Raw genomic sequence first — 17,102 nt, 5'->3', positions numbered from 1 at the left:
GGAGGCATTTTTTGGGGGCCGGGTCAGCTCGCCCCGGCATGAAGGTCTCGGATGCAAAAGGTAGTGCAAAGTATGGTGGTTCGTTTCTTTTTGGCTGTGTGGCTGCTGCTGGGCCTGCTGGGTCCCGCACAGGCCGAAGACGGTTTTCTGGACCCGGAAGTCGCGTTCGTCGCAACGGCGGCCATGCCGGATCCGCAGACGCTGGATGTGCACTATCAGATCGCGCCGGGCTACTACATGTACCAGGAGCGCTTCGAGGTGCGCATCGAGGATGCGCAGGGCCGGCTGCTGCTGTTCCTGCGCTCGGCCCTGACGCCCGATGACGCCGAGCCGCGCCAGCCGGCCTGGGACTCGGCGGTGCGGCTGCCCAAGGGGCAGGTCAAGTACGACCCGACCTTCGAACAGGACATGGCGGTGTTCCACAATGGGGTGACGCTGCGGGTTCCCCTGCGGCCGGGGGCGCCGGGGCCTTTGCGGGTCAGCGTCACCGGGCAGGGGTGCTCGGACAAGGGCCTGTGCTATCCGCCCATGACGCAAGATCTGACGCTGGTGGCGCGGGCCGATGGTTATCAGGCCAAGGGGCCTTTGGTGCGCGACCAGGTGCCTGCGCCGCGGGATGAAGCACCGGCCGCCGGGGCCGCGATGTCGCCGGCGGCCGGCGGGCTGGATTTGCTGGCCGCCCCCGCGTCCGTTTTCTCTCCGGCCGCGCCTGTTTCCACGCCGGCCGCGGCGGACGCCACCGCACCGGCCGATGCACCGGTGGGCTGGCTGGACATGGGCGACATGGGCATGGCGGCCTGGCTGCACCAGGCCCCCCTGTGGCAGATCCTGGGCCTGAGCTTTCTGCTGGGACTGCTGTTGTCGTTCACGCCGTGTGTCCTGCCCATGGTGCCGATTCTGCTGGCCATCATCGCCGGCAAGCAGCCTGGGCAGATCGGCCGTGGCCGCGGCCTGGGCCTGGCGGCGGCCTATGTGCTGGGGATGTCGCTGGTCTATACCGCTCTGGGGGTGGCCGCCGGGCTGCTGGGGGCGGGCTTGGCCGCTTGGCTGCAGTCGCCCTGGGTGCTGGGGAGCTTCGCGCTGCTGCTGGCCGTGTTCGCCCTGGCCATGCTGGATGTCTTCACCCTGCAGTCGCCCGTGGGCTTGCAGTCGCGTCTGCTGGCCTGGCAACAGGCTCTGCCCGGCGGCCAGGTGGGCGGGGTGTTCCTGATGGGCATGCTGTCGGCCTTGATCGTGGGGCCGTGCGTGGCGGCGCCGCTGGCGGGGGTGTTGCTGTTCATTTCGCAAACGGGCGATGTGCTGATTGGCGCCGGCGCTTTGTTTGCCCTGGCCTGGGGCGAGGGTCTGCTGCTGCTGCTGGTCGGCGCGGGCGCGGGCGCGCTGCTGCCGCGCGCCGGGGCCTGGATGGGTGTGCTGAAGTCCATCTTCGGTCTGCTGCTGCTGGCCACGGCCTGGTGGATGGCCCAGCCGCTGCTGGCGGACGCGCTGGCGGTTGCCGGCTGGGTGTTGTTGGCTTTCTGGGCCGCTTTGATGATCTGGGGGGCCGTTCAGGGGGCTGGTGCGGCGGGGGCCATGGGTTTGTTGGCGCGGGCGCTGGCGCTGATGCTGGCCCTGTGGGGGCTGGCCCAGGGGGCCGGCCTGCTGGCGGGGGGTGACGATATGCTGCGCCCGCTGGCCCCGTTCCGGGGCGGCGCCGTGGTGGCGGCGGGCTCGGGGGCAGGGTTCGATGCCCCGGCGGTGCGGGCGCGGTTCACCCCGGTGGCCTCGGTGGCCGAGCTGGACGCGCAGCTGCGAACCGCCGACCGGCCGGTAATGCTGGATTTTTACGCGGACTGGTGCGTGTCATGCCTGGAGATGGAGAAATTCACCTTCAGCGACCCCCGCGTTGCCCAGCGCATGGGGCAGATGCTGTTGCTGCAGGCCGATGTCACCCGCATGACCGCCGACGACAAAGCCCTGTTGGCCCGGTTTCATTTGTTCGGGCCGCCGGGCATTCTGTTTTTCGACCGGCACGGGCAGTTGCTGCCCCAGGCCCGGGTCATCGGTTTCAAGAAGGCGGATGCGTTTCTGGCCGTGCAGGCGCAGGTGCTGGGGGCGTCTAGGTAGTCGTCCGTCCGGCTATTGCGGGTCGCGGTCGTCCGGCTGGGTCGCCGCAAGCGCCTGGCCGGCGGGGTCGGCGTCGTCCCGGGGCTGGCGTTTTTCGATGAAGACGGCGGCCAGGATGCCGACTTCGTACAGCAGGCACAGCGGGGCGGCCAGCAGCACCTGGCTGAGGACGTCGGGCGGGGTGACGATGGCGGCCAGCACAAAGGCGCAGACAATCACATAGCCGCGGATTTCACGCAGTTTCTTGACGTTGACCACCCCGGTCTTGACCAGCAGGATGACGGCGACGGGGACTTCGAAGGTGACCCCGAAGGCAATGAACATGGTCATGACGAAGCTGACGTAGGCTTCGATGTCGGGCGCCGGCGTGATGGAATCGGGGGCGAAATTGGCAATGAAGCTGAACACCGTGTGAAACACGACAAAATAGCAAAATGCCATGCCCAGCAAAAACAAGAACGTGCTGGAAATGATCAGTGGCAGGGCCAGGCGCTGTTCGTGGCGGTACAGGCCGGGCGCGACAAAGGCCCAGGCCTGGTACAGCACCACGGGCAGGCCCAGCACGAAGGCCGCCATCAGGGTGACCTTGAGCGGCACCATGAAGGGGGTGATCACTCCGGTGGCGATCATGCGGGTGCCGGTGGGCAGGGAGGCTAGCATGGGCTGGGCCAGCACGTCGTAGAGGGCGGATGGCCCGGGGTACAGAAACAGCACGACAAAGATGCCCAGCACCACGCCCACGGCTTTCAGCAGGCGGTTGCGCAGCTCGATGAGGTGCGAGATGAACGTGTCCTGGGACGAGGCGTCGGATGCGTCGGTCATACGGTGTTCAGTGGCTGGATTCGGACGGGCTGGCGGCGGGCTGGCCGGTGAGCGGGGGGGCGTCCGGCAGCGCCGGGGCGGTCGGGCGGGTGTCCGGGGCTTGGCGGGGCTCCGCCGCCGGGGTGCTGACGGCGTCCGTTGCCGCGTCCGTTGGTGTCGCGGAGGCTGGTGGCTGTCCCGCCGCAGGGGGGATGTCCAGCGCTTTGCGGGCGTCGTCCAGGGAATCCTTCAGGGCCTGTGTCGGCTGGGTGACGGCGGCCTTCAGGTCGTCCACCGAGCTGGTCATGGACGATTGCACGGAGCGGGCGGCGTCTTCCATCTGGTGCTTGATGTCGCCGATTTCCTTGAGGTCGATTTCTTTCTGGATATCGGACTTGACTTCGTTGACATAGCGTTGGGCGCGGCCCAGCAAGTGGCCGACGGTGCGGGCGACTTTGGGCAGGCGCTCGGGTCCGATGACGATCAGCGCGATCACGCCGATCAGCATCAGTTCGCTGAAACTGACATCAAACATGCGGGTTCCGGTTGGGCTGGCGGCGGGGGTCAGGCGTCGGTTTTTTCTCGGGCCTGGACGTCCACGGTGTTGGAATCCTGTGTTTTTTGCGTGATGGACGGCTGGGTGTCGGTGTCTTCCTGGGCGTCTTTCATGCCTTTCTTGAAGCCTTTGACCGCGCCGCCGAGATCTTCGCCGATGTTGCGCAGTTTCTTGGTGCCGAAAATCAAGGCCACGATGACCAGGACGACCAGCCAGTGCCAGATGCTGAAACTACCCATGAGAGCTCCTTGAGGGTGGTTTGAATGAATTTCCCGGGGTCAGGCAGCGGGCGCTGCGCGATTGGACCAAGGGCGTGAACCGCCCAGGATATGAAAATGCAGATGATGGATTTCCTGGCCGCCTTCGGTGCCGCTGTTGGCCACCAGCCGGAAACCGCCTTCGGGCATGGGGTGGCAGCCGTTGTCGGCCGCCAGGCCGGGCACGAGTTGCAACATCCGGCCCAGCCAGCCGTGGTCGGCGGGGGCGATGTCGGCCAGCGAGGCGATATGGTGCTTCGGGATCAGCAGCAGGTGCACGGGGGCGGCTGGGTTGATGTCGTGGAAGGCCAGGAATTCGTCGTCTTCGTGCACGATTTCAGCGGGGATTTCGTGCCGGGCGATTTTACAGAATAGACAATCGTGACTCATGGATATGCTGGAACAGGGGGCCGGACATCGACCCGCTCAGTCCTGTATGTTGCCACATTTTGCCGGATGCCGTATGCGGAGATCGGGGAAATGCATCCGCTTGCGGGTATGTCCTAGTGCGCCGGGCCGGGTTTGGCCTGGCCTGTCTGGCCTGGGCGTTCAGTTTTTGGGCCGCGCCGCTTTTTCGGCCAGGCCGGACAGGCCCTCGCGGCGCGCCAGTTCGGCCAGCACGTCCTCGGGGCGCAGGTTGTAGTGGGTGAGCGCCACCAGGCAGTGGAACCAGAGATCGGCGGTTTCGGCCACGATGCGGTCTGGCTGGCCGTCTTTGGCCGCCATGACCAGCTCGGTGGCTTCTTCGCCGATTTTCTTGAGAAAAGCGTCGGGGCCGCGCGCCAGCAGCTTGGCGGTATAGGAGGTTTCCGGGTCGCCGCCGTGGTCGGGGCGGCGGCTGGCTAGCGTATCGGCCAGGCGGGCCAAGGTGTCGGACGGATCGGCAGTAGACATGGTGACAGGAAAAAGGAAACGTCTTGTGGCGGACGGGGGTGAATGACTGGCTGGCGGCGGGACGGGCGAGGGGCCGGCCCCGCCGAACGCATCAGGGCTTTGTGTGCTTGTAGATGGTGTGGGGGTCTTTCAGCACCGGGTCGGTCTCTGCCCACTGGCGGGCGGCGGTGTCCAGACGGCGGTAAAAACACCGCTGGCGGCCCGTATGGCAGGCGATCCCGCCCAGTTGGGTGACGGACAGCAGCAGCACGTCGCCGTCGCAATCCAGGCGGATGTCGCGCACTTGCTGGACGTGTCCGGATTCTTCGCCTTTGCGCCACAGGCGCTGGCGCGAACGTGAAAAATACACGGCCCGGCCCGTGCGCGCGGTTTCCTGGATGGCGTCGGCGTTCATCCAGGCCATCATCAGCACGACGCCGGTGTCGGCGTCCTGGGCGATGGCGGGAATCAGGCCCTGGGCGTCGAATCGCAGCGCGGCCAGCCAGGCGGCATCCGCCGGGCCGCCGGTGGGCTTGGGCGCGGTCATGGCCGGCGCACCTGGATGCCCTGGGCAGCCAGGTAGTCTTTCGCCTCGGCCAGGGTGTATTGCCCGAAATGGAAGATGCTGGCGGCCAGCACGGCGCTGGCATGGCCCTGCAGCACGCCGTCGGCCAGGTGCTGCAGATTGCCCACCCCGCCGGAGGCGATCACCGGGATCGGCACCGCGTCGGCGACGGCGCGGGTCAGGGCCAGGTCGAAGCCCGACTTGGTGCCGTCGCGGTCCATGCTGGTGAGCAGGATTTCGCCCGCGCCCAGGTCGGCCATGCGGCGTGCCCATTGCACGGCGTCCAGGCCCGTGCCGCGCCGCCCGCCGTGGGTGTGGATTTCCCAGCGCGGGGCTTCGCCGTCGGCGGACACGCGGCGCGCATCCAGCGCCACCACGATGCACTGCGAGCCATGGTGCGCCGCCGCTTCGGCCACGAGTTCGGGGCGGGCCACGGCGGCGCTGTTGATGGAGACTTTGTCGGCCCCGGCGTCCAGCAGGCGCTGGATGTCGGCCACTTGGCGCACGCCGCCGCCCACGGTCAGGGGGATGAATACCTGCTTGGCGACGGATTCGATGATGGGCAGGATCAGGTCGCGGTCGTCGGTGGTGGCGGTGATGTCGAGAAAGGTGATTTCGTCGGCGCCTTGCTCATCGTAGCGGCGGGCGATTTCGACGGGATCGCCGGCATCGGCCAGGTTGACGAAGTTGACGCCTTTGACGACCCGTCCGGCGCTGACGTCCAGGCAGGGGATGATGCGGCAGCACAGGCCGGAATCCGGCTGGGGCGCGGGGGGACGGTTGGCGGCGTTCATTGGGCCGGCTCGTCGGCCGCCGGGGCATCGTCGGCATCCGGGTCGTGCAGGGAATCGGCCAGGGCCTGGGCCTGGGCGAAATCCAGCGTGCCTTCGTACAGGCTGCGGCCCAGGATGGCGCCGTCGATGCCGTCCCGGGCGGCGGCGCACAGGGCGCGGATGTCGTCCAGCGAGGCCACGCCCCCGGAGGCGATGACGGGCATGCGCACGGCCTGGGCCAGGCGCACCGTGGCTTCGATGTTGACACCGTTGAGCATGCCGTCGCGGCCGATGTCGGTGTAGATGATGGACTCGCAGCCGTAGTCTTCGAATTTGCGGGCAAGGTCGATGACGTCGTGGCGCGTGAGCTTGGACCAGCCGTCGGTGGCGACCTTGCCGTCGCGGGCGTCCAGGCCGACGATGATGTGGCCGGGGAAGGCCGTGCAGGCGTCGCTGAGGAAGCCCGGGTCTTTGACGGCGGCGGTGCCGATGATGACGTAGGCAATGCCGTTGTCCAGATAGTATTCGACGGTGTCCAGGTCGCGGATGCCGCCGCCGATCTGGATGGGGATGTCCTCGTCGATGGCGTCCACGATGGCCTGGATGGCCGCGCCGTTGCGGGGCTTGCCGGCCACGGCGCCGTTCAGGTCCACCAGGTGCAGGCGGCGGGCGCCCTGTTCGGCCCACTGGGTGGCCATGGCGGCGGGGTCGTCGGAAAATACGGTGGCGTCGGCCAGGTCGCCTTGGCGCAGGCGCACGCAGCGCCCGTCTTTGAGGTCGATGGCGGGGATCAGGAGCATGGTCGTCGTGTCAGTACGGGTGAAATGAAAAAACAGGCAGCGGGTATCAGGGCTGCCAGCGGGTGAAGTTGCGGTAGATCTGCAAGCCGGGCGCTGCGCTTTTTTCTGGATGAAACTGTACGGCAAAAATGTTGTCGGCTGCAACGGCGCAGCAGAATTCGTGGCCGTAGCGGCAGGTGGCGGCCACCAGGGCGGCGTCTGTCGGGACGGCGTAGTAGCTGTGGACGAAGTAGAAAGGCGTGTCGGGGGCGATGCCGTCCCAGAGCGGGTGGGGGCGGGTGCGCGCGACCGGATTCCAGCCCATGTGGGGGACTTTCAGGCGGCCGGCGCCGCCGTGGCCCTGGAAGGCTGGGCCCTGGAAGCGGCGAACCCGGCCGGCGAACAGGCCCAGGCCCGGGGTATGGCCTTCGTCGCTGGCGTCGAACAGCATTTGTTCGCCCACGCAGACGCCCAGCAGGGGTTTTTCGCGGGCGGCCTGCAAAAGCGCGTCGCGCAGGCCCGAGGTGTCCAGGGTGCGCATGCAGTCGGGCATGGCGCCTTGTCCGGGGAAGACGATGCGGTCGGCCTGGCGGATGCCGGCGGCGTCCCGCACGATGCGGATCTCATCCTGGGGGGCGGCGGCCTGCAAGGCGCGTGCCACCGAGTGAAAATTGCCCATGCCGTAGTCGACGATGGCGATGCGAGTCACGATGTGATGGTCCTGGGTGCGGGAAACGGTGCGTGGAGGCGTTACAGGGCGCCCTTGGTGGATGGGATGGTGTTGCCTGCGCGGGGGTCGATTTCTGTGGCCATGCGCAGCGCCCGGCCAAAGGCCTTGAAGATGGTTTCGCACTGATGGTGGGCATTTTCGCCGCGCAGGTTGTCGATGTGCACGGTGGCCAGGGCGTGGTTGACGAAGCCCTGGAAGAATTCCCGGGCCAGGTCGACGTCGAAGCGGCCGATCAGGGCGCGGGCGTAATCGACGTGGTAGTACAGGCCGGGCCGCCCGGAGAGATCGACCACTACCCGCGAGAGGGATTCGTCCAGCGGGACGTAGGCGTGGCCGTAGCGGCGCAGCCCGGCCTTGTTGCCCGCGGCGGCGGCAAAGGCCTGGCCCAGGGTGATGCCGACGTCTTCGACGCTGTGGTGGTCGTCGATGTGGGTGTCGCCGTCGCAGTGGATGTCCAGGTCGAACAGGCCGTGGCGGGCGATCTGATCCAGCATGTGATCCAGGAACGGCACCCCGGTGTCGAGGGTGCGGGCGCCCGTGCCATCCAGATTGATGGTGGCGCGGATGCGGGTTTCCTGGGTATTGCGTTCGATGGTGGCGGTGCGCATGATGATAAGGCGGGGTCCGGCAAAAAAGGGCTAGCGGGCCGATAGGCGGGCGGTGGCGCTGGCGGCGTGGGCGTGCAGGCCTTCGCCGGTGGCCAGGGTGGCGGCGATGCGCCCCAGGGTCTGGGCCCCGGCGGCGGAAACCTGGATCAGGCTGCTGCGTTTTTGGAAATCATAGACGCCCAGCGGGGATGAGAACCGCGCCGTGCGGGCGGTGGGCAGGACGTGGTTGGGCCCGGCGCAGTAATCGCCCAGGGATTCTGAACTGTAGGCCCCCAGGAAAATCGCGCCGGCGTGGCGGATCAGGGGCAGCAGGGCCTGCGGATCCTGGGTGGAGATTTCCAGGTGTTCGGGGGCGATGCGGTTGACCAGTTCACAGGCCTGTTCGAGGCTGGCGGTGTGGATCAGGGCCCCGCGGTTGGCCAGGCTGGTGCGCAGGATGTCGGCGCGTGGCTGGCTGGGCAGCAGTTTTTCGATGGCGGCATGGACGGCGTCCAGATAGGCGGCGTCGGGGCACAGCAGGATGGCCTGGGCCAGTTCGTCGTGCTCGGCCTGGGAAAACAGGTCGATCGCCAGCCAGTCGGGCGCGGTGCTGCCGTCGGCCAGGATGAGGATTTCGGAGGGCCCGGCGATCATGTCGATGCCCACGGTGCCGAAGACGCGGCGCTTTGCGGCGGCGACGTAGGCGTTGCCCGGGCCGACGATCTTGTCGACGGCGGGCAGGGTGGGCGTGCCGTAGGCCAGGGCGCCCACCGCCTGGGCGCCGCCGATGGCCAGGACGCGATCCGCGCCGCCCAGGGCGGCGGCGGCCAGCACCATGGGGTTGCGCGCGCCGCCCGGCGTGGGGGTGACCATGATCAGCTGCGGCACCCCGGCGACCTTCGCGGGGATGGCGTTCATCAGCACCGATGACGGATAGGCGGCCTTGCCGCCCGGCACGTACAGGCCCACGCGATCCAGCGGCGTGATCTGCTGGCCCAGCAGGGTGCCGTCGGCTTCGGTGTAGGTCCAGGTTTCGGCCCGCTGGCGCTGGTGGTAGCCGCGGATGCGCTCGGCGGCGGCGTGCAAGGCGTCGCGTTGGTCGGTGGGCAGCGCGGCCAGGGCGGCGTGGCAGGCTTCCAGGGGGATTTCGAGATCGGCCAGACGCTGGGCCTGAACCTGGTCGAAGCGGGCGGTGTAGTCCAGGACGGCGGCGTCCCCGCGCGTTTGCACGTCGTGCAGGATGTCGCGCACAGTGGCTTCGATGCGGTCGTCCTGCGACGCATCGTAGGCCAGCAATTGGGTCAGGGCCGCATCGAAATCGGCGGAACAGGCATCCAGGCGGTTGATCAGGGACATGACGGCGGCAACAGAGGGGGTAAATGTCTATCTTACCGAATTTATGGGCCGGGTCGCGCAGGCGCTGCTTTTTGGCATCGGAAGGCGATGGTTTGCCGGGGTTCAGGCCGCCCCGTTGTCGCCGGATGCCTGGGCAAAGGCGTCCAGGAAGGGCTGCAGGCGGGCGCCGTGCATTTTCAGGGCGGCCTGGTTGACGATCAGGCGCGAGGAAATCTGGCTGATTTCTTCGAGTTCGACCAGGCGGTTGGCGCGCAGGGTGCCCCCCGAGGATACCAAGTCGACGATGGCGTCGGCCAGACCCACCAGGGGGGCCAGTTCCATGGAACCGTACAGTTTGATGATGTCCACGTGCACGCCCTTGGCGGCGAAGTGTTCGCGCGCGGCGCGCACGTATTTGGTGGCGATGCGCAGGCGCGAACCCTGGCGCACGGCGGCTTGGTAGTCGAAGCCTTCGGGGGCGGCTACGCACAGGCGGCAGTGGGCGATGTTCAGGTCGATGGGCTGGTACAGGCCGCCGGGGTTGTGGGCCAGGTGTTCGTGCAGGACGTCCTTGCCGGCGATGCCGAAATCGGCCGCCCCGTATTGCACGTAGGTGGGCACGTCGGAGGCCCGCACAATGATGATGCGCAGATCGGGCGAATCGGTGGGCAGGATCAGTTTGCGCGAGGATTCCGGGTTCTCGGGCACGCCCACGCCGGCGGCGGCCAGCAGCGGCAGGGTTTCTTCGAAGATGCGGCCCTTGGAAAGGGCCAGGGTCAGCGGCGTTTGTGCCATGTCGTGCCTATTGAATGCGTTGGATGTCGGCGCCCAGCGCCTGGAGCTTGCTTTCCATGTGTTCGTAGCCGCGATCCAGGTGATAGATGCGCTCGACCGTGGTCTGGCCTTGCGCGGCCAGGCCGGCGATGACCAGGCTGGCGGAAGCGCGCAGGTCGGTGGCCATGACGGTGGCCCCCAACAGCCGGGGATGCCCCTGCACCACGGCGGTGTGGCCGTCGATCTCGATGTCGGCCCCCATGCGGCAGAGTTCCTGCACGTGCATGAAGCGGTTTTCGAAGATGTTTTCGGTGATGACCGCCGTGCCTTCGGCGACGGTGTTGAGCGCCATCAGCTGGGCCTGCATGTCGGTGGGGAAGCCGGGATATTCGCTGGTGCGAAAGCCGATGGCCCGGGGCCGGCCCCGCATGCGGGCGCGAATCCAGTCGGGGCCCGTGGTGATGTGCAGCCCGGCGTCGCGCAGCTTGTCGAGCACGGCCCCCAGGGTATCGGGGGCGGCGTTGCGCAGGGTGATGTCGCCGCCCGTGGCCGCCACGGCGCACAGAAAGGTGCCGGCTTCGATGCGGTCGGGCACGATGCGGTGGCGCGCGCCGTGCAGGCGATCCACGCCCTCGATGACGATGCGGTCGGTGCCGTGGCCTTCGATGTGCGCCCCCATGGCGATCAGCACTTGGGCGAGGTCGATGATTTCGGGTTCGCAGGCGGCGTTTTCCAGCACGGTGCGGCCTTCGGCCAGGGTGGCGGCCATCAGCAGGTTCTCGGTGCCGGTGACGGTGACCATGTCGGTGAGGATGCTGGCCCCCCGCAGGCGCTGCGCCTGAGCCACGACGAAGCCGTGGTCGATGCGGATGCTGGCGCCCATGGCGGCCAGGCCTTTGATGTGCTGATCGACGGGGCGCTGGCCGATGGCGCAGCCCCCGGGCAGGCTGACGCGCGCCTGGCCGAAGCGCGCCACCAGCGGCCCCAGCACCAGGATGGAGGCGCGCATGGTCTTGACCAGGTCGTAGGGGGCCTCCTGGCTGTGGATCTGGTCGGCCTGCAGGGTGACTTGATGGGGGGCCGGACGCTGTGTCCGCACCCCCATGCGTTCGAGCAGACTGAGGGTGGTGCCGATGTCGCGCAAGGCGGGGACGTTGTCCAGCACCAGGGGGTCGTCGGTGAGCAACGCCGCGCACAGGATGGGCAGCGCGGCGTTTTTCGCCCCGGATATGGCGATCTCGCCCTGCAGCGGGCGGCCGCCCTGGATCAGCAGCTTATCCATTGCTCTTGGCGTCGGCGTATTCGGCGGGCGTCAGGTTGCGCATGGACAGGGCATGGATTTCGGCGCGCATGCGGTCGCCCAGGGCCTGGTAGACCGTGCGGTGGCGCGCCAGGGTGTTCTGGCCCTCGAAGGCTTTGCTGACGATCAGGGCTTCAAAGTGGGCGCCGTCGCCGTAGACTTCCAGGTGGTCGCAATCCAGGTGGTCGGTAATGTATTGGCGGACTTGGTCGGGGGTGGGTTGCATAGTGGAATTAGCTCCTGAGTTTATAGCCGCGCGCCAGCAGGCGCAGGGCAAACAGGCTGAGGGCGATGGCAACGGCCAGCACGATGGCCAGCCCATGCCAGGGGGACACATCCGAAACGGCGAAGAAGCCGTAGCGGAAGCCGTCGATCATGTAGAAGACGGGATTCCACCCGGAAACGGCCTGCCAGAATGGCGGCAGGCTGTGGATGGAGTAGAACACGCCGGACAGGAACGTGGCCGGCATGATGAGGAAGTTCTGGAAGGCGGCCAGCTGGTCGAATTTTTCGGACCACAGGCCCGCGATCAGCCCCAGGGTGCCCAGTATCCAGCACGACAGCACGGCGAAGACCAGCAGCCACAGGGGGGCCTTGACGGGCAGCACCACGAAGAACAGGGCCACCAGCCAGATACAGGCCCCCACGATCAGGCCCCGGGCGACGGCGGCCAGCAAGTAGGCCAGGAAAATCTGGCGGTGCGAGAACGGCGGCAGCAGGACGAAGATCAGGTTGCCCGTGATGCGGCTTTGGATGAGCGAGGACGACGGGTTGGCGAAGCTGTTCTGCAGCATGCTCATCATCATCAGGCCGGGGATCAGGAAGGCGGTGTACGGCAGGCTGCCGTATACCTGAACGCGGTCTTCGAGCACGTGCGAGAAGATCAGCAGGTACAGCAGGGCGGTGACCACCGGGGCGGCGATGGTCTGCAGGCCGACCTTCCAGAAGCGCATGAACTCTTTGTGCAGCAGGGTCGGGAAACCCGAGCCCATGGCGGGGCGGATCTGGGTGGCGGGGCGGATCATAGTTCTTCCAGCAGGGCGTCGTCGTGCATGATGTGCACGAAGGCGTCTTCGAGATCGGCGCCGCCGAAGCGCGCCATGATGGCCTGGGTGGTGTCCAGCGCCACCAGGTGGCCGGATTTGAGCATGGCCACGCGCCCGCACAGGGATTCGGCTTCTTCCAGGTAGTGCGTGGTCAGCAGGATGGTGTGGCCCGCCTGGTTCAGGCGGGTGATGAAATCCCACAGCGTGCGCCGCAGGTCGACGTCCACCCCGGCGGTGGGTTCGTCCAGGATGATGACGGGGGGGCGGTGCACCAGCGCCTGGGCCACCAGCACACGGCGCTTCATGCCGCCCGAAAGGGCGCGCATATTGGTTTCGGCCTTGTCCAGCAGGCCCAGGTTGGCCAGGATTTCGTCGATCCAGTCGTCGTTGTCGCGCAGGCCGAAATAGCCCGATTGCAGGCGCAGGGTTTCGCGCACGGTGAAGAATGGATCGTAGACGATTTCCTGGGGCACGACCCCCAGGGACTGGCGCGCCAGGCGGAAATCGGCCACGACGTCGTGGCCGCATACCCGGGCGCTGCCGTGTGTGGCGTGCGCCAGGCCGGCCAGGATGGAGATCAGCGTGGTCTTGCCGGCGCCGTTGGGGCCCAGCAGGCCGAAGAATTCGCCGTGCTCGATGGTCAGGTCGATGTCGTGCAGGGCCTGGAAGCCCCGGGGCGCGGGCCGCCCGGCCAGGCGGTCGCGCAGGGAGAGCCGGGGGGCGGCGTAGGTCTTGGAGATGTTTTTCAGTTCGAGGGCGGGCATGTCGGGCCAGGGCGCCGGAGGCCGGCGCCAGCAGAGAATGGAGGCGGCCGGCTACTGGCCGCTTTTCGTGTTCAGGGCCTGGATCAGGCCGTCGATGCCGCTGCGGCCGATTTCCTGGGAAAACTGGTTGCGGTAGTTCTGGATGAGCCAGATGCCTTCGACGTTGAGGTCGTAGACTTTCCAGCCATCCGGGGTTTTTTCCAGGCGATAGTCGACCCCGATGTCCGCGCTGTTGGGCTGCGACACCAGGGTGCGCACGACCACGTCATCCGCGCCGGGGTCTTGGCGAAAGGGCTGCAGGGTGATGCGGGTGGCGGGCGTGACCCGGGTAAAGGCCCCGCTGTAGGTGCGGATCAGGGTGCCGGTAAAGGCTTTGACCAGGTCGTCCTGCTGGGGCTTGGAGGCCTGGCGCCAGTAGCGCCCGGCGGCCAGCCGCGTGGTTTTGTTTATGTCGACGTAGGGCAGGGCGTATTGGCGCACCAGGCTGGAAATCGCGCCGACATCGCCCTTGAGGGCGTCGGGGTCGGCCTTGACGGCATCCAGCATGGTGTTGGCCACGGCGTCCAGGAAGACGTCGGGCGCGGCATGGGCGTCGATGGCCTGGGCCGCCCGGGCGGCGGTGGCGCTCAGGCCCAGCAGGCCGATGGCCAGGCCGAGCATCAGGGGGCGAATCATGCGGGTCAGTGGGTTCATGGCGGTTGGAATCGTTTGGCGCTTCAAGGGGTGTGCAGCGCCCGGCGGGCCGCTGCACGATTTGAGTGGTTATTGCGGTGTGGCGGGATCGTCCGGGTCGTCGTACACGGGCAGGGCGCCGGACGCGGCGGGCGACTGGCCCAGGGCGTCTTCGGTGGTGGCGTGTTCGCCTTGTTGGCGGCTGTTCAGCATGGCCTGGCGCCGCTGCAGGTAGGCGTCGCGGATGAAGCTGTATTTGTCCAGGGCGATCTGGTCGACCAGGCGGTCGGCTTCGAGGAGATTGGCCCGGGCATCCACGAAATACAGGCCCAGGATGCTGTTGCGCACCGGGACGTTGTCGATGGCGAAGACGGCGGCCGTGGGCGTGACGGGGGCGACGAGCGTGACCGCCGTGCCCACGCCGTCGCGCACGGTGCTGGGGCCCAGGAAAGGCAGCACCAGATAGGGGCCCTGCCCGAACCCCCAGACGCCGAGGGTCATGCCGAAATCGTTGGGGATGCGGCGGGCCCCGTGCATGGAGGCCACGTCGATGCAGCCGCCCAGGCCCGCCGTGCTGTTGAACAGCACCCGTCCGAAGGTGTCGACGAAGTCGCGCCCGCGGCCTTGCAGCAGGCTGTTGACGCCGGACCAGACATCCAGGAGATTGCCGAAGATGTTGTGGACACAGGTGCGCACGGGGCGCGGGGTGATGGTTTCGTAGCCCGTGGCGATGGGTTTGAGCACGGCGCGGTCGACTGTGTCGTTGAACTGGGTCATGCCGCGGTTATAGGATTCCCAGGGGTCGTTGGCGCTGGGGTTGGGCACCTGGGCGCACCCGGCCAGCAGCGCGGCGGTCGCCAGCGCCAGGGCCGCGCGGCGGCCGGCGAAGCGGGAAGATCGGGGCGGGACAGGGACGGGGGTGGTGGTGGGCATGTGGGTGGTCGGGATAAATGACAGCCAATCCGGCTGAACTGGACATTGTAGCCTTTGCGCTTATTTCGCGGCAGGGCCGGCGCCTTCCTTTTCGGCCGAGTCGTACAGGAATTTGCTGATCAGGTCTTCGAGGACGACCGCCGATTGGGTCATCTGGATGGTGCCGCCGTCGGCGAGGTTCTTGTCTTCGCCGCCGGGCGTCAGGCCGATGTATTGTTCGCCCAGCAGGCCGGACGTCAGGATGGCGACCGAGGAATCCGTGGGGAATTCGTATTGCGCGTCGAGGTCGAGGGCCACGCTGGCCTGGAACCGCTGGTTGTCGAAGCCGATGGCGGCCACCCGGCCCACCACGACCCCGCTGCTCTTGACGGGCGCGCGAACCTTCAGCCCGCCGACATTGTCGAAGTACGCGTGCACCCGGTAGGTGGGGGCGAACGAGAACGCGCTCATGTTGCCGGCGCGCAGGGCCAGGAACACCAAGGCGATCAGGCCCAGCAGGATGAAAAGTCCGACCCAGAAATCAGTTTTTTCGCGTGTCATGAATAGGGTTCCTTGGGGGCGTGCGGCAGTGGCGCAAGGGTGAAAACGGTTTAATGGGCGAACATCAGCGCGGTCAGCAGGAAGTCCAGCCCCAGCACGGCCAGCGCGCCGTTGACGACGGTGCGGGTGGTGGCCCGCGACACGCCTTCGGGGGTGGCTTGGGCGGCCCAGCCCTGGTGCAGGGCGATCAGGGTGACCACGATGCCGAAGACCAGGCTTTTGATGACGCCGTTGAGGACGTCGTCGACGACGTCGACGCCGCCCTGCATCTGGGACCAGAATGCGCCGGGGTCGATGCCGATCAGGATCACCCCGACGAACCAGCCGCCCAGGATGCCGACCATGGAAAAGACCGCCGCCAGCACGGGCATGGCGATCACCCCGCCCCAGAAGCGGGGGACGAGCACGCGGCGGATGGGGTCGACGGCCATGACTTCCATGGCGGAGAGCTGTTCGCCGGCTTTCATGAGACCGATTTCGGCGGTGAGCGAGGTGCCCGCCCGGCCGGCGAACAGCAGGGCGGTGACCACGGGGCCGAGTTCGCGGGTGAGCGACAGGGCCACCAGCAGGCCCAGGGCTTCTTCGGAGCCATAGCGGTTGAGCGTGTAGTAGCCTTGCAGGCCCAGCACGAAGCCGACGAACAGGCCCGAGACCCCGATGATGAGCAGGGAGTGGTTGCCGATGAAATGCACCTGCTGGGCGACCAGGCGGGGGCGGCGCAGCAGGATGCCGCTGCGCGCCAGGATGACGGCGAACAGGCGGGCGAAGGCCCCCAGGCCGGCCAGCAAGGCGGCCGCGGCATGCCCCAGGGCGGCGATGCGGCGGGACAGGGGGTTGTTCATGCCAGCCCTCGTTGGGTGGTCAGCCAGCGGTCGAAGGCCGGCGTCTGGGGGTAATGAAAGCCGATGGGGCCGTCCGGGCGGCCCTGCAGGAATTGCTGCAGGTAGTCGTCCTGGGCGGCCGACAGCTGGGCCGGCGTGCCCTGGGCGATCAGGCGGCCCTGGCCGATGAGATAGACCTGGTCGGCGATGGCGAAGGATTCGGCCACGTCGTGGGTGATCAGGATGGAGGCGCAGCCCAATTGGTCGGTCATGGTGCGGATCAGCTGGGCGGTGATCCCCAGCGAGATCGGATCGAGCCCGGCGAAGGGCTCGTCGTAGAGGATGAGCTCGGGTTCGAGCACGACGGCGCGGGCCAGGGCCACGCGCCGCGCCATGCCGCCGGAGATTTCGGAAATCCGCAGATGGGCCGCGTGTCGCAGGCCGACCGCCTGCAGTTTGTCCAGGACCTTTTCGAGAATCTGGCCTTCGGAGATGCAGGTGTGCTCGCGCAGCGGGAAGGCGACGTTTTCAAAGACGTTGAGGTCGGTGAACAGGGCCCCCCCCTGGAACAGCACCCCCATGCGCTGGCGGATTTCGCGCAGCGGTTCGCCGCGCAGCCCGGCCATGTCCTGGCCGAATACGGCGATGTCGCCCGACTGGGCGCGCAGCTGGCCGGTGACGGCCCGCAGCAGCGTGGTCTTGCCCGAGCCGGAGCCGCCCATCATGGCCACGACCTGCCCCGGCATGACCCGCAGGTCGATGTCGCGCAGCACGGTGAATTCGCCGTAGCCCAACGAGACTCGGGCGAAGGTCACCAGGGGGGAAGGAGGGGGGGTCATGGATACGCGCAAGGGTCTCTTACTATTGACTCCGATTGTACCTTGACCTAG

At 67.5% G+C, this 17,102-nt stretch carries 22 protein-coding genes; 1 reads left to right on the top strand and 21 read right to left on the bottom strand.

What is annotated here, in order from left to right; translation table 11 throughout:
* The first annotated feature begins 72 nt into the window (after nucleotides 1–72).
* On the top strand, nucleotides 73–2,106 hold the full coding sequence (dsbD, locus tag ACMHYJ_RS04150) for a protein-disulfide reductase DsbD (protein ID WP_414244953.1): 2,034 nt from the start codon (nucleotides 73–75) through the stop codon (nucleotides 2,104–2,106).
* 12 nt (nucleotides 2,107–2,118) lie between these two features.
* On the opposite strand, the gene tatC is transcribed toward dsbD, so the two are convergent.
* The 21 genes from tatC to ACMHYJ_RS04045 form a co-directional block, all read right to left on the bottom strand.
* Nucleotides 2,119–2,928: a twin-arginine translocase subunit TatC gene (tatC, locus tag ACMHYJ_RS04145; protein ID WP_414244952.1), complete on the bottom strand. Its 810-nt coding sequence runs from the start codon at nucleotides 2,926–2,928 to the stop codon at nucleotides 2,119–2,121.
* Between the two features lie 7 nt (nucleotides 2,929–2,935).
* Nucleotides 2,936–3,442, bottom strand: coding sequence for a Sec-independent protein translocase protein TatB (gene tatB / locus ACMHYJ_RS04140; protein WP_414244951.1), 507 nt, complete (start codon nucleotides 3,440–3,442; stop codon nucleotides 2,936–2,938).
* Between the two features lie 29 nt (nucleotides 3,443–3,471).
* On the bottom strand, nucleotides 3,472–3,702 hold the full coding sequence (gene tatA, locus ACMHYJ_RS04135; RefSeq protein WP_414244950.1) for a Sec-independent protein translocase subunit TatA: 231 nt from the start codon (nucleotides 3,700–3,702) through the stop codon (nucleotides 3,472–3,474).
* Nucleotides 3,703–3,741: 39 nt separating this feature from the next.
* The gene (locus ACMHYJ_RS04130) at nucleotides 3,742–4,110 is read right to left on the bottom strand and encodes a histidine triad nucleotide-binding protein (RefSeq protein WP_414244949.1); all 369 of its coding nucleotides are present in this window, start codon (nucleotides 4,108–4,110) and stop codon (nucleotides 3,742–3,744) included.
* Nucleotides 4,111–4,269: 159 nt separating this feature from the next.
* Complete coding sequence (locus ACMHYJ_RS04125) at nucleotides 4,270–4,614, bottom strand: phosphoribosyl-ATP diphosphatase (protein WP_414244948.1); 345 nt, start codon at nucleotides 4,612–4,614, stop codon at nucleotides 4,270–4,272.
* A gap of 91 nt (nucleotides 4,615–4,705) precedes the next feature.
* Nucleotides 4,706–5,140: a phosphoribosyl-AMP cyclohydrolase gene (gene hisI, locus ACMHYJ_RS04120; protein ID WP_414244947.1), complete on the bottom strand. Its 435-nt coding sequence runs from the start codon at nucleotides 5,138–5,140 to the stop codon at nucleotides 4,706–4,708.
* Nucleotides 5,137–5,952 carry an imidazole glycerol phosphate synthase subunit HisF gene (hisF, locus tag ACMHYJ_RS04115; protein ID WP_414244946.1) on the bottom strand — a complete coding sequence of 272 codons (816 nt, stop codon included), beginning with the start codon at nucleotides 5,950–5,952 and terminating at the stop codon, nucleotides 5,137–5,139. Before hisF ends, hisI begins: the two co-directional genes overlap by 4 nt.
* Nucleotides 5,949–6,731 carry a 1-(5-phosphoribosyl)-5-[(5-phosphoribosylamino)methylideneamino]imidazole-4-carboxamide isomerase gene (gene hisA, locus ACMHYJ_RS04110; protein ID WP_414244945.1) on the bottom strand — a complete coding sequence of 261 codons (783 nt, stop codon included), beginning with the start codon at nucleotides 6,729–6,731 and terminating at the stop codon, nucleotides 5,949–5,951. Before hisA ends, hisF begins: the two co-directional genes overlap by 4 nt.
* Before the next feature lie 46 nt (nucleotides 6,732–6,777).
* Nucleotides 6,778–7,419: an imidazole glycerol phosphate synthase subunit HisH gene (hisH, locus tag ACMHYJ_RS04105; RefSeq protein WP_414244944.1), complete on the bottom strand. Its 642-nt coding sequence runs from the start codon at nucleotides 7,417–7,419 to the stop codon at nucleotides 6,778–6,780.
* 41 nt (nucleotides 7,420–7,460) lie between these two features.
* Nucleotides 7,461–8,048, bottom strand: a complete 588-nt coding sequence (gene hisB, locus ACMHYJ_RS04100; RefSeq protein ID WP_414244943.1) for an imidazoleglycerol-phosphate dehydratase HisB — start codon at nucleotides 8,046–8,048, stop codon at nucleotides 7,461–7,463.
* 30 nt (nucleotides 8,049–8,078) lie between these two features.
* The gene (gene hisD, locus ACMHYJ_RS04095; protein WP_414244942.1) at nucleotides 8,079–9,383 is read right to left on the bottom strand and encodes a histidinol dehydrogenase; all 1,305 of its coding nucleotides are present in this window, start codon (nucleotides 9,381–9,383) and stop codon (nucleotides 8,079–8,081) included.
* 102 nt (nucleotides 9,384–9,485) lie between these two features.
* The gene (gene hisG / locus ACMHYJ_RS04090; RefSeq protein ID WP_414244941.1) at nucleotides 9,486–10,157 is read right to left on the bottom strand and encodes an ATP phosphoribosyltransferase; all 672 of its coding nucleotides are present in this window, start codon (nucleotides 10,155–10,157) and stop codon (nucleotides 9,486–9,488) included.
* A gap of 7 nt (nucleotides 10,158–10,164) precedes the next feature.
* A complete protein-coding gene (gene murA, locus ACMHYJ_RS04085; protein WP_414244940.1) occupies nucleotides 10,165–11,418 on the bottom strand; it encodes a UDP-N-acetylglucosamine 1-carboxyvinyltransferase in 1,254 nt (417 codons plus the stop codon).
* A complete protein-coding gene (locus ACMHYJ_RS04080) occupies nucleotides 11,411–11,662 on the bottom strand; it encodes a BolA family protein (RefSeq protein ID WP_414244939.1) in 252 nt (83 codons plus the stop codon). Before ACMHYJ_RS04080 ends, murA begins: the two co-directional genes overlap by 8 nt.
* Before the next feature lie 7 nt (nucleotides 11,663–11,669).
* Complete coding sequence (locus ACMHYJ_RS04075; protein WP_414244938.1) at nucleotides 11,670–12,461, bottom strand: ABC transporter permease; 792 nt, start codon at nucleotides 12,459–12,461, stop codon at nucleotides 11,670–11,672.
* Nucleotides 12,458–13,246, bottom strand: coding sequence for an ABC transporter ATP-binding protein (locus ACMHYJ_RS04070; RefSeq protein ID WP_414244937.1), 789 nt, complete (start codon nucleotides 13,244–13,246; stop codon nucleotides 12,458–12,460). The genes ACMHYJ_RS04075 and ACMHYJ_RS04070 overlap by 4 nt, the downstream gene beginning before the upstream one ends.
* A 51-nt stretch (nucleotides 13,247–13,297) precedes the next feature.
* Nucleotides 13,298–13,939: a phospholipid-binding protein MlaC gene (locus ACMHYJ_RS04065; protein ID WP_414244936.1), complete on the bottom strand. Its 642-nt coding sequence runs from the start codon at nucleotides 13,937–13,939 to the stop codon at nucleotides 13,298–13,300.
* 69 nt (nucleotides 13,940–14,008) lie between these two features.
* Entirely contained in the window at nucleotides 14,009–14,851 is an 843-nt protein-coding gene (locus tag ACMHYJ_RS04060) for a VacJ family lipoprotein (protein WP_414244935.1), read from the bottom strand.
* Nucleotides 14,852–14,911: 60 nt separating this feature from the next.
* Nucleotides 14,912–15,391, bottom strand: coding sequence for an outer membrane lipid asymmetry maintenance protein MlaD (gene mlaD / locus ACMHYJ_RS04055; RefSeq protein WP_414244934.1), 480 nt, complete (start codon nucleotides 15,389–15,391; stop codon nucleotides 14,912–14,914).
* A gap of 50 nt (nucleotides 15,392–15,441) precedes the next feature.
* The gene (gene mlaE, locus ACMHYJ_RS04050) at nucleotides 15,442–16,233 is read right to left on the bottom strand and encodes a lipid asymmetry maintenance ABC transporter permease subunit MlaE (protein ID WP_414244933.1); all 792 of its coding nucleotides are present in this window, start codon (nucleotides 16,231–16,233) and stop codon (nucleotides 15,442–15,444) included.
* Entirely contained in the window at nucleotides 16,230–17,051 is an 822-nt protein-coding gene (locus ACMHYJ_RS04045) for an ABC transporter ATP-binding protein (RefSeq protein ID WP_414244932.1), read from the bottom strand. The genes mlaE and ACMHYJ_RS04045 overlap by 4 nt, the downstream gene beginning before the upstream one ends.
* Between the last annotated feature and the right edge of the window lie 51 nt (nucleotides 17,052–17,102).

The organism is Castellaniella hirudinis, assembly GCF_047468865.1.
In the GTDB taxonomy this organism is placed as follows: Bacteria; Pseudomonadota; Gammaproteobacteria; order Burkholderiales; family Burkholderiaceae_B; genus Castellaniella; species Castellaniella hirudinis_A.
This window is presented reverse-complemented; position numbering and strand designations above follow the sequence as displayed.